Genomic DNA, 10,319 nt, shown 5'->3' with positions numbered 1-10,319 from the left:
GGCGGGGATGTGCACCTGATCGTCCCGGGCGACGAGGTCGAGCAGGGCCGGGCCGGGGGCCGGGTCGAACGCGCCCAGCAGCAACACCCCGTCGGTGACCTGGTACATACCGTGCGGCGCGGGCCGGCCGATCAGGCCCGCGCCGGCGGGGTCGGTCCGCTCGCCGTCGACAACCAGTGCCACCGACATCGTTGCCCCGCCGGCCTCGGCGGCGGCGAAATCGAGGCGCAGATGGGCGTTCTTGATGAACTCGACGGCACGCAGGCCGCCGGATTTGTCGGCGACCATCGCCACGCCGGCGTCCACGACGTCTTTCAGCCTCGGCCAGATCGAGGCCGACGCATTGTCGATGACCAAATTCTGGCCGTAGATCACCGCCGAGCCGGAGTTCTGCAACGCGGTGCCGAATGCCCGCACGACCTGGTGTTGGCGTCGGTTGAACCTGCCGGTGGCACCGTAGGAAACGTCACGCCAGCTCGCGCCGGTTTTGATCCACGTCCCGCGTTTGCCGATCGTCACCGGACGCACCGAGACCGTGGCGGCCCGACGGTACGGGCTGGGCGGCGTGAGCGAGAACTCCAGCCCGACCGGGGCTCCGCCGGCCGTGGTGGTGCCGCCTGCCGTCACCTCATCGAGCACCCGGTCCAGCACGCTGCGCCACTGGTTCCGGCCGGCCCCCGGACCGGCGTCGCCAGCGGTGAGCAGCAACGCGACCGCGTGCTTGCAGAAGTCCTCGACCGGGCAAGAACAGTAGGCCCACTCGACAACGAACTCGTTGCCGCTGTGCGCGAAACTGACCTCGACCTCGTATACCAGCCCCTGCGACCCATAACAGCGGCCGGTCAGGCTGCCGTCGTCATCCCACGCCACCTCCCGGATCCGACCCTCCCGGGCATACGTCGCGCCGCGGGCGATGCTGCCGGCGTCGAAATAGCAGCACAGGTCGTCGGGGGCGATGGCACGGCGGGCGAAGAAGCGTTCCGGCGGGACCAGTTCTGTCGTGACCATGGGCGAAGGATAGGGGGCGGCGCCGACAGGTTCGGCAACGGCGCGCGGCGCGTCGCCACGCTCTTCACGGACACGGTTGCCATGCCGAAACATCTGGCACAGCAGTCACTTCCGTTTCGGTCGGCCGAGCAGCGGTGGTCACCAGGTGCTCGAGCGAAGCACGATCTCACCGGCTAGCTGCGCGGTGGACTCGTTCGCGTTGGTGCGTCGCGCCAGCTCCACCACCCGGTAGTCCCCGTAGACGAACCGTTGGCTGGCCAGTGCCACCGCGTGGTCGGCCCGGCTGCTGGCCAGCACCGTGGTGTTGATCTCCACCGGCGGGCAGTCCTCGTCGATGACCACGCCGTTGCGGTCCGGCGCCCGCGGATGTCCGCGGTCGATCGCCACCAGGCCGATAAACCGGTCCAGCCGGGTGGCGGCCAGCTCCCAGGCGCAGTCGCCGCCGGATCGATCGCCGACCAGGACGCCGGACCGCACGTCGAGCGCGTCGAGCAGCCCGACCACCGACTTGGCGGTGAGCCGCGGGTCGGCGCCGATCACGACGGTCCGCAGCATCGCGGTGTGCAACCGCTGGCAGACCGCGTCGTAGGCGGTCGGCGCCTGGCGGGCGGCGCTGAGCAGGACGACGACGGATCCCCGTTCCGGGCCGGTGACGCCGACCGGGATGGGGAACCCGTCGACGGTCATCATCGTTCCGGGCACGGCTCAACGCTACCGCTAGCCGCGCGCCCGCGGGGTGGTTTTCGTGGTCAGCTGGCCGGGTGGCAGGCCGCCAGCAGCGCGTTGTCGGCTTCGGCGATCTGGGCGGCGACGCTGCGGTAGGCGGCCTGGCGGCGGACGGTGTCGTCCGCCGACCCACCGGCGTCATCGGCCTGGGCGTCGCTGACCTGTGCCGCCGCCCGTGCGGCCAGCTCGGCGATCTCCCGAACCCGCGGTGCAACGTCGGGCGCGGAGACCTGGGCCCGGTAGGACCGCAGCCGGTCCGCCCAGTCCCGGTACGCGCTGGGCGGTGGCCCGCCCGGCCCGACCAGCCGGTGATCCAGCAGCCGCTGGTTGTCGTAGAGGCCGCCGTACACCGCTTCCGCGGCCCGCTCCCGCTGGCCGGCGTCGAGCCCGGAGAGCGCGCCGAGCAGGGCGCGTCGGGCCGGCGCGGTGAGCGCCATGCCGAAACCGGTCGCGGCCAGACTCAAAGCCACCACCCAGACCGGTCCCCACCAGCCGAGCGTCCTGGTCAGCCACGGTGCGATCAGCAGGTAGACCGCCGCGATCAGCAGCGCCAGCGGCGCCGCGCGGACCAGCAGCCGCGCCCACCCCGGCGCGAACAGCAGCCGAACCGACAGCGACCGCACGCCTACCCGGTCCTCATGGCACCGGCTCGGCCAGGGTGAGGATCTCCGCCCCGTCGTCGGTGACGACCAGGGTGTGCTCGAACTGCGCCGTCCACTTGCCGTCGGTGGTGGCCACCGTCCAGCCGTCGTCCCAGATCCGGTAGTCCAGCCCGCCGAGGTTGATCATCGGCTCGATGGTGAACGTCATCCCGGGCTCGATGACGGTCTCCACCGCCGGCTGGTCGTAGTGCAGGATCACCAGCCCGTTGTGGAAGGTGGTGCCGATCCCGTGCCCGGTGAAGTCGCGCACCACGGTGTAGCCGAACCGGTTCGCGTACGACTCGATGACCCGGCCGATCACCGACAGCGCCCGGCCGGGCTTGACCGCCTTGATCGCCCGCATGGTCGCCTCGTGGGTGCGCTCGACCAGCAGCCGGTGCTCCTCGGCGACGTCGCCGGCGCAGAAGGTGGCGTTGGTGTCGCCGTGGACGCCGTCGAGGTAGGCGGTGATGTCGATGTTGACGATGTCGCCGTCGGCGATCACCGTCGAGTCCGGGATGCCGTGGCAGATCACCTCGTTCAGCGAGGTGCAGCACGACTTCGGAAAGCCCTTGTAGCCCAGCGTCGACGGGTAGGCGCCGTGACCGACCAGGTAGTCGTGGGCGATCCGGTCCAGCTCGTCGGTGGTCACGCCGGGCGCGACCGCCTTGCCGGCCTCGGCCAGCGCCCCGGCGGCAATCCGGGCCGCCACCCGCATCTTCTCGATCACCTCGGGGGTCTGCACCCACGGCTCGCTGCCCTCGGCCGCGGTGGGCTTGTCGACGTACTCCGGGCGTGGGATCGAGGCGGGTACCGGCAGCCTCGGCGAGACGACGCCGGGCGAGAGCGGAGCGCGACCGGACATCAGGTCAGCTTAGTCGGCTGCGTGGTGCCGGCGAGACCGACTACAGGGCGAACAGGGCGAGCGGGTTGACGTCCAAGAGGTAGTACGCCGGATCGAGGACCAGCGCTTGAGCCGTGTCGCTCCCGACCTGTAGCGCCGTCTGGTCGAGGAGCCCGCCTTCCCCTTCGAACCCCTGGGCAAGCTCGGTGAAGACCCCGGTGAAGTCGAGGTGCAGGGCGTCGCTGGTCGCGGCCAGGAAGGGCATAGCCGCAACGTCGGCGGTGAAGCCGAAGACACTGAGCGGCGGCCCGAAGAACAGGTTCCCGGCGGTGGCCGCCTCCGCGCCGAGCAGACCGTTGAAATCGAGGAAGTGCGGCCCAGTGGACGCGGCCAGTTCCGGCGCGCTGCCGCCGGTGAGCGCCGTGAAGGTCGAGCCGAGGTCGGTGTGGGCCGCGGCCGTCGAGCCGGCGGGGTCACCGACGTGGTCGCCGGTGGGGTCGCTGGCGGGGGCGGGGTCGCCGCCGAAGTTGAACAGGTACTGGCCGGGAAGCTGAAGCGCCATGTTGTAGAGACCCTCGATCAGTCCCTCGGGCAGGCCGATGACGGTGTTGGCCAAGCCCACCGGAATCCCGGCCACCGAACTGAACGCGTCACCGAAGTTGAGCGCGGCGACGTCGCTGATCGCGTGCTCGATCGGGGTGACCACGTCGCCGATCAATGCGCCGGGGAAACCGATGACGTCGTTGAACACGCCCTGGCCGGCAGCGACCTCGGCTTGCAGCAAGCCCTCCAAGTCGAACGCGTTAGCCAGCTCGATGGCGGCGGTCAGGGCGACGTCGGCCGACCAGTCCCCACCCACCGCGGTGTGCCGCGCGGCGGTCATCGGGATCATCGCGGCGGCCACCAGCGCCGCGGCGGCCACCCCCGCACCGGCCCGCTGCTGCTGGTGAACCGTCTTCGACCGCCTCATGGACCTGCACTCCCCCGCTGTGTCTAAACGCTGTGAACGCCGACCCGGATTTACCAGGTTAGCCGATAAATTTCTCAGACAGGCTAACGGATACCTCGACGTCCGGCGCGGCGGGGGTGTCGCGTCGCGACCGGCTCCCGACGCCGTCGTCGACACGGTCACCCCACGCCCGGGGGCTGCGACGGCGATCAGGCCAGGAAGCCGTCCGGCAGCGAATCGAACATCACCTTGGTCATCCGCACCGCGTACTCCGAACTGCCGCCGCCGACGATCAGCGCCGCGAAGGCCAGATCGCCGCGGTAGCCGGCGAACCAGGAGTGCGACCCGCCGGAGAACTCGGCCTCGCCGGTCTTGCCGAACACCGCGCCGCACTCGCCGATCGCCCGGCCGGTGCCGTCGGTCACCACCTCGCGCATCATCGCCCGCAGCCCGTCCAGCGTCTCCGGGCGGATCGGGTCCGCGCCGCCGGTGACCGTGGTCTGCCGGTCCTCGATCAGCCGCGGCACCGGGGTGCTCCCGGCCGCCACCGTGGCCGCGACCAGCGCCATGCCGAATGGGCTGGCCAGCACCTTGCCCTGGCCGAAGCCGTCCTCGGTGCGTTCGGCCAGGTCCACCGTGGGCGGCGCCATCCCGGTCACCGTGGTGATGCCGTCCACCAGGTAGTCGATCCCGATCCCGTACCGCGCGGCCGCCTGGGTCAGCGCCCGCGGCGGCATCCGGCTGGCCAGCTCGGCGAAGGTGGTGTTGCACGAGTTGGCGAACGCCTCCGACATCGGCACCACCCCCAGGTCGAACAAGCCGTAGTTGGGGACGGTCCGATTGCCGATGTCGAGCTGACCCGGGCAGCCGAGCAGGGTGTCCGGGTCGGCCATATCGCGTTCCATCGCGGCGCCGGCCGTCACCATCTTGAACGTCGAACCGGGCGGGTACAGGCCGGTGGTCGCGATCAGCCCGTCGACGTCGGCGGCGGCGTTCTGGGCGACCGCGAGGATCTCCCCGGTCGACGGCTTGATCACCACCAGCATGGCCTTCTGCCCCCGGGTGTTCACCGCGTTCTGCGCCGCCCGCTGCACGGCGCGGTCCAGGCTGATGGTGATCGCCGGTGCCGGCGCCGGGGTCACCTCGTGCAGCACCGCGGCGTCGACGCCGTTCTGGTTGACGCTGACCACCCGCCAGCCGGCCTCGCCTTCCAGCTGGTCGGCGATGGTACGTTTCACCTCGTTGACCAGCGCCGGCGCGAAGCGGTCGTCGGTGGGCAGGAAGTCTTCGCGGGGGGTGACGATCACCCCGCGTAGCTGCCCGATGGCCGGCGCGACCCGGTCGTTGTCGGATTTGCGCAGATCGATCAGGTCCAGCGGCGTCGGCGACGAGCTGGCCTGCTCGGCCAGCCGCTGGGCGTCCAGCGTGTCGTCGAACGGCCGCAGCGTGTCGACCACCGCGCGGACCGTGCCCATCAGCTCCCGTCCGGCCCGCACCGCGTCGAGCTGGTAGTGGTACACGTAGGTGGGCACCAGCACCTCTTTTCCGTCGACGCCGTTCACCGACGCCCGCTGCGGCGGGTCGGCGCGCAGCGCGAACGTCTGCCGCTCCCCCAGCTGCGGGTGCAGGTCGGTGGCGACCCAGCGGACCTGCCAGCGGCCCTCGTTGCGGGCCAGCCTGAGCTGGCCCTCGTAGGTCCAGACCCGCTGCTTGGGCAGCTGCCAGGCGTAGCGGTACGCCACCTCCCCGCTGTCCTCCCGGTAGTGCACGGTGAGCACCTGGGCGTCCAGATGGCTGGCCTGCAGGCCGGCCCAGGCGGCGTTGAGGGCCTCCCGGGCGGCGACCGGGTCGTCGCAGAGGTCGGCGGCGGTCGCGGTGTCACCGGTGGCCAGCGCGGCGAAGAACCGCTCGGCGGACGGGCCCGGCCCGTCCGGGCGCGGCGTGCACGACACCACGGTGACCGCGGTGACCAGGACGCAGAGCAGGCCCACGATGCGAGATACGCCTGAGGTTAGAGTTATCATTGTGACTGATGTTAAGAAGTCGCGCCGCCCGGTGGGGGGAGGCGCACCGAGACCGCGCCATTACGTTCGACAGCTTGAGCCGCCGGCCGCCCTTCTCGCTGAGCGCCATACTGCGTGCATGGCCGCGCCTAACTAAAAGACCCTGTCGTGGTTCAGTACGAGGGCATGAGGTCAGTTTTCTTTTCGCTCGCGGCTGCATCGCTCGCGGCGGCCTCGTCCCCGATGCGGTCGAGAAATGCGATCTTCTCGTCCATATTCATGTCGACAGCGATGGCAGCTCTGATCCTGCGTCCATTAGGCGAGCACCCCCATCTGCTGGGCGTTGCCGGCGTCGGTTTGGGCGTGCCTGGTACCGGCACCCCTGAATCTGTCACCCAGGTGATTGAGGTGTGCCACCAACGTGGTGACGTCTTTGCGCCACGCCGCGCACGCCGTAGTCGTTGCCGAGCTGGTCTGCCACGACGATCCGGCTACCGCGGGGAAGGCGGTCCCAGCACAACTCGCCACCCATCAACTCACCCTGAGCGGCAAGCTGGTGTAGCGCGGCCGGTATGACCTCGATCATGCACCCTCCCTAGACTTGGGCCTTACCTCAAGAGGGGCACCCCGCAGGGTTCGTGGACTACACCGGCAACACCGACGATGCCGCTAGCCTGACCGGTCAGTCCAGCAGCACGGTGGCGAAGGTGCCGACCGGCGTGAAACCCACCCGCTCGTAGACCGCGCGGGCCACCATGTTGAAGTCGTTGACGTACAGGCTGGCGATCCGGCCGGTCCCGACGACCACCGCCGCCACCGTCGCGGTTCCGGCCGAGCCCAGGCCGCGGCCGCGCTGCGCCGGATGCACCCAGACCCCCTGGATCTGGCCGACCGCCGGCGACTGCGATCCGACCTCGGCCTTGAACACCACCTCTCCGCCGTCGAAGCGGGCCCAGGCCCGGCCGGCGGCGATCAGGTTGGCCAGCCGGCGGCGGTAGCCCCGGCCGCCGTCACCGACCCGCGGGTCGACGCCGACCTCGCCGATGAACATGTCCACGGCCGCCACCAGGTAGGCGTCGATCTCGTCGGGCCGCACCTGGCGCACCTCGGGGTCCATCGGACAGGTCGGCATGCCGTGCAGCGCCATCAACGGCTGGCTGTCGCGCACGTCGCGGGCCGGACCCCAGGTGTCGGCCAGCCGCTGCCACATCGACAGCACCAGCTCGGCCCGGCCGACCAGCGACGAGCAGCGCCGCGGGGTGCTCATCGCCTTCTCGGCGAACGCCTCCAGGTCGACCGCGGCGCCGCGCAGCGGAATGAGGTTGGCGCCGGCGTAGCAGAGCGACTCCTCGGCGCCGCGGTGGGTCCACAGCTCCCCGCCCATCGAGCGCGGGTCGACACCGTAGTCGGCCACCCGGGCGGCGACCATGCACGAGCCGACCGGATCGGCGTCGAGCACCCGCCAGGCTGTGGCGGCGTCGCGCACCACGGAGACCCGTCGTTCGTCGATCGGGCGGAAGATCGGTGCAGCCGACATAACTGTCTCTTTCCGCGGGTTGTCGGCCGGTCGGCTCGAATCGGCTCTGCTCAGCTTACGGCGACGGTCGGCGAACCGCCGGGAGCAGCACTCGCGGCGTCGTCGCCCTCGGGGTCGTGTCCCGTCGCCCCCATCTCTGCGGCCAGCCGCAGCGCCTCCTCGATCAGCGTCTCGACGATCTGGGACTCCGGAACGGTCTTGATCACCTTGCCCTTGACGAAGATCTGGCCCTTGCCGTTGCCGGACGCCACGCCCAGGTCGGCCTCGCGGGCCTCGCCGGGACCGTTGACCACGCAGCCCATCACCGCTACCCGCAGCGGCACGTCCAGGCCCTCCAGGCCGGCGGTGACCTCGTTGGCCAGCGTGTAGACGTCGACCTGGGCGCGCCCGCAGGACGGGCAGGAGACGATCTCCAGCCCGCGCGGCCGCAGGTTCAGCGACTCCAGGATCTGGTTGCCCACCTTGACTTCCTGGGCCGGCGGGGCCGACAGCGACACCCGGATGGTGTCGCCGATGCCGCGGGCCAGCAGCGCCCCGAACGCCACCGAGGACTTGATCGTGCCCTGGAACTCCGGGCCGGCCTCGGTGACCCCGAGGTGCAGCGGGTAGTCACACTCCGCGGCCAGCTGTTCATAGGCGGCCACCATCACCACCGGGTCGGAGTGCTTGACGCTGATCTTGATGTCGCCGAAGCCGTGCTCCTCGAAGAGCGATGCCTCCCACAGCGCCGACTCCACCAGTGCCTCGGGGGTGGCCTTGCCGTGCTTGACCAGGATCCGCCGATCCAGCGAGCCGGCGTTGACGCCGATCCGGATCGGGATCCCGGCGTCGCCGGCCGCCTTGGCAACCTCGGCCACCCGGCCGTCGAACTCCTTGATGTTGCCCGGGTTCACCCGCACCGCCGCGCAGCCGGCGTCGATCGCGGCGAAGATGTACTTCGGCTGGAAGTGGATGTCGGCGATCACCGGCAGCTTGCTCTTCTTGGCGATCGTCGGCAGCGCGTCGGCGTCCTCCTGGCGGGGGCACGCCACCCGGACGATGTCGCAGCCGGTCGCGGTCAGCTCGGCGATCTGTTGCAGCGTCGCGTCGATGTCGTGGGTCTTGGTGGTGGTCATCGACTGCACCGAGATCGGGTGTTCGCTGCCCACCCCGACGCTGCCGACCATCAGCTGTCGGGTCGTGCGGCGCGGTGCCAGCGTGGGAACCTCGGCGGTCCGCCCCGTGTTGCTCATTTCGCTTCTTCTCTCGTCGTACCGGGGCCGCTCAGAACAGCTTGATCGGATTGACCACGTCGGCGGTGACCGTCAGCAGCATGTATCCGACGACCAGCGCCAGCACCACATAGGTGGCCGGCATCAGCTTGAGGTAGTTCACCGGGGCGGCGGCCACCTTGCCGCGCGCCGACCGGATCATGTTCCGGACCTTCTCGAAGAGCGCGACCGCGATGTGCCCGCCGTCGAACGGCAGCAGCGGCACCAGGTTCAGCACGCCGAGGACGAAGTTCAGCTGGGCCAGGAAGAACCAGAACGCGAACCAGGCGCCGTGCTTGACCGCGTCGCCGCCGATGATCGACGCGCCGACGACGCTCATCGGGGTCTCCTGGTCACGCGGCCCGCTGCGATCGGTGATCGAGTGCACCAGGGCGCCGGTCTTCCCCGGGATCGCGGCCAGCGACTTGCCGAGCAGCACCGACAGGTCGCCGCTGAAGCCGACGGTGGCCGGCACCGCGGTGATCGGGGTGTACTTGGTGAGCAACGGCGGCGCGGCCACGCCGATCGCGCCGACGGTGGCCGGGGTGGCGTCCTCGGCGCCCTGGTCGCCGGGGACCCAGCGCCGCACCTGGGTGACGTCGACGTCCAGGGTGATGGTGGCACCGGCGCGTTCGACGACGATCGGGGTGACGCCGTGCTGCTTGCGCACCGCTGCGGCCATCTCCTCGAAGCTGTGCACGTCGGTGTCGGCGACCTTGATCACCACGTCACCGGCCCGGATGCCGGCCAGCGCGGCCGGGCCCGGCCCGGTGCACTCGCCCAACTCGCCCTTGGCGACCTCGGGCGCCACGCACCCGGTCTCGCCGACCACCGCCGAGGTGTCCAGGCTGGGCAGGCCCCAGATGACCGCGATCAGGTAGACCAGCACCAGGCCGATGACGAAGTTCATCCCCGGCCCGGCGAACAGCACCGCCACCCGCTTCCAGGTCTTCTGTTTGTACATGGCGCGGTCGACTTCGTCGGGGGCGAGTTCCTCGATCGCGGTCATGCCGGCGATGTCGCAGAATCCGCCGGCCGGGATCGCCTTCAGCCCGTACTCGGTCTGACCGTGCTTGATCGACCACAGCGTGGTGCCGAAGCCGACGAAGTAGCGGCGCACCTTCATGCCGGTCGCCTGCGCCACCCACATGTGACCGCACTCGTGCAGCGCCACCGAGACCAGGATGGCGAGCGCGAACAGCACGATGCCGACCACGAACATCATCGGGTTGCTACCTTTCTGACCGCTGCCGCGTCGACGACGCGCTCCGCCCGCTGCCGTGCCCAGCGCTGCGCCTCGAGTACCTCGTCCACGGTAGCCGGTTCGGCGGCCCACTGGCCCGCAGCGTCGAGCACGTCGG

General features: G+C 70.5%; 10 protein-coding genes and 1 pseudogene. 1 reads left to right on the top strand and 10 read right to left on the bottom strand.

Translation table 11 applies throughout. The annotated features are described in order from the left end of the window. The 6 genes from AC2VNT_RS06040 to AC2VNT_RS06015 form a co-directional block, all read right to left on the bottom strand. The coding region (locus AC2VNT_RS06040; RefSeq protein ID WP_486945987.1) for an SWIM zinc finger family protein at window positions 1-1,101 on the bottom strand (1,101 nt) is incomplete at its 3' end. 45 nt (window positions 1,102-1,146) lie between these two features. Beyond that, a complete protein-coding gene (locus AC2VNT_RS06035) occupies window positions 1,147-1,698 on the bottom strand; it encodes an alpha/beta fold hydrolase (protein WP_486945988.1) in 552 nt (183 codons plus the stop codon). 59 nt (window positions 1,699-1,757) lie between these two features. Continuing rightward, window positions 1,758-2,357: a hypothetical protein gene (locus AC2VNT_RS06030; protein WP_486945986.1), complete on the bottom strand. Its 600-nt coding sequence runs from the start codon at window positions 2,355-2,357 to the stop codon at window positions 1,758-1,760. A 13-nt stretch (window positions 2,358-2,370) separates the two neighbouring features. Then, window positions 2,371-3,240: a type I methionyl aminopeptidase gene (map, locus tag AC2VNT_RS06025; RefSeq protein ID WP_486945985.1), complete on the bottom strand. Its 870-nt coding sequence runs from the start codon at window positions 3,238-3,240 to the stop codon at window positions 2,371-2,373. A gap of 40 nt (window positions 3,241-3,280) precedes the next feature. Continuing rightward, window positions 3,281-4,189 (bottom strand): hypothetical protein, encoded by a 909-nt coding sequence (locus tag AC2VNT_RS06020; RefSeq protein WP_486945984.1) that lies wholly within the window; start codon window positions 4,187-4,189, stop codon window positions 3,281-3,283. A gap of 188 nt (window positions 4,190-4,377) precedes the next feature. Next, entirely contained in the window at window positions 4,378-6,192 is a 1,815-nt protein-coding gene (locus tag AC2VNT_RS06015) for a penicillin-binding transpeptidase domain-containing protein (protein ID WP_486945983.1), read from the bottom strand. Between the two features lie 403 nt (window positions 6,193-6,595). On the opposite strand from AC2VNT_RS06015, the gene AC2VNT_RS06010 reads away from it, so the two are divergent. Continuing rightward, window positions 6,596-6,733, top strand: a complete 138-nt coding sequence (locus tag AC2VNT_RS06010) for a hypothetical protein (protein ID WP_486945982.1) — start codon at window positions 6,596-6,598, stop codon at window positions 6,731-6,733. 120 nt (window positions 6,734-6,853) lie between these two features. Here AC2VNT_RS06010 and AC2VNT_RS06005 read toward each other — a convergent pair whose 3' ends face one another. The 4 genes and pseudogenes from AC2VNT_RS06005 to AC2VNT_RS05990 all read right to left on the bottom strand — a co-directional run. Beyond that, complete coding sequence (locus AC2VNT_RS06005) at window positions 6,854-7,708, bottom strand: GNAT family N-acetyltransferase (protein ID WP_486945981.1); 855 nt, start codon at window positions 7,706-7,708, stop codon at window positions 6,854-6,856. A 50-nt stretch (window positions 7,709-7,758) separates the two neighbouring features. Next, window positions 7,759-8,940: a flavodoxin-dependent (E)-4-hydroxy-3-methylbut-2-enyl-diphosphate synthase gene (gene ispG, locus AC2VNT_RS06000; protein WP_486945980.1), complete on the bottom strand. Its 1,182-nt coding sequence runs from the start codon at window positions 8,938-8,940 to the stop codon at window positions 7,759-7,761. A gap of 31 nt (window positions 8,941-8,971) precedes the next feature. Continuing rightward, window positions 8,972-10,183: a M50 family metallopeptidase gene (locus tag AC2VNT_RS05995; protein ID WP_486945979.1), complete on the bottom strand. Its 1,212-nt coding sequence runs from the start codon at window positions 10,181-10,183 to the stop codon at window positions 8,972-8,974. Continuing rightward, a pseudogene (locus tag AC2VNT_RS05990) lies at window positions 10,180-10,319 on the bottom strand (1-deoxy-D-xylulose-5-phosphate reductoisomerase); the annotation flags it as partial. The pseudogene AC2VNT_RS05990 and the gene AC2VNT_RS05995, both read right to left, overlap by 4 nt.

The sequence above is a fragment of the Mycobacterium sp. TH-M15 genome, from assembly GCF_057473705.1.
Note: the sequence above shows the minus strand (reverse complement) of the source record. Positions and strands in the feature narration are given on the sequence as shown.

What these genes read in the sequence shown, in the direction of transcription:
- AC2VNT_RS06035 (WP_486945988.1), bottom strand. Translation starts at nt 1,698, where the DNA reads ATGATGACCGTCGACGGGTTCCCCATCCCGGTCGGCGTCACCGGCCCG.
- map (WP_486945985.1), bottom strand. Translation starts at nt 3,240, where the DNA reads ATGTCCGGTCGCGCTCCGCTCTCGCCCGGCGTCGTCTCGCCGAGGCTG.
- AC2VNT_RS06020 (WP_486945984.1), bottom strand. Translation starts at nt 4,189, where the DNA reads ATGAGGCGGTCGAAGACGGTTCACCAGCAGCAGCGGGCCGGTGCGGGG.
- AC2VNT_RS06015 (WP_486945983.1), bottom strand. Translation starts at nt 6,192, where the DNA reads ATGATAACTCTAACCTCAGGCGTATCTCGCATCGTGGGCCTGCTCTGC.
- AC2VNT_RS06005 (WP_486945981.1), bottom strand. Translation starts at nt 7,708, where the DNA reads ATGTCGGCTGCACCGATCTTCCGCCCGATCGACGAACGACGGGTCTCC.
- ispG (WP_486945980.1), bottom strand. Translation starts at nt 8,940, where the DNA reads ATGAGCAACACGGGGCGGACCGCCGAGGTTCCCACGCTGGCACCGCGC.
- AC2VNT_RS05995 (WP_486945979.1), bottom strand. Translation starts at nt 10,183, where the DNA reads ATGATGTTCGTGGTCGGCATCGTGCTGTTCGCGCTCGCCATCCTGGTC.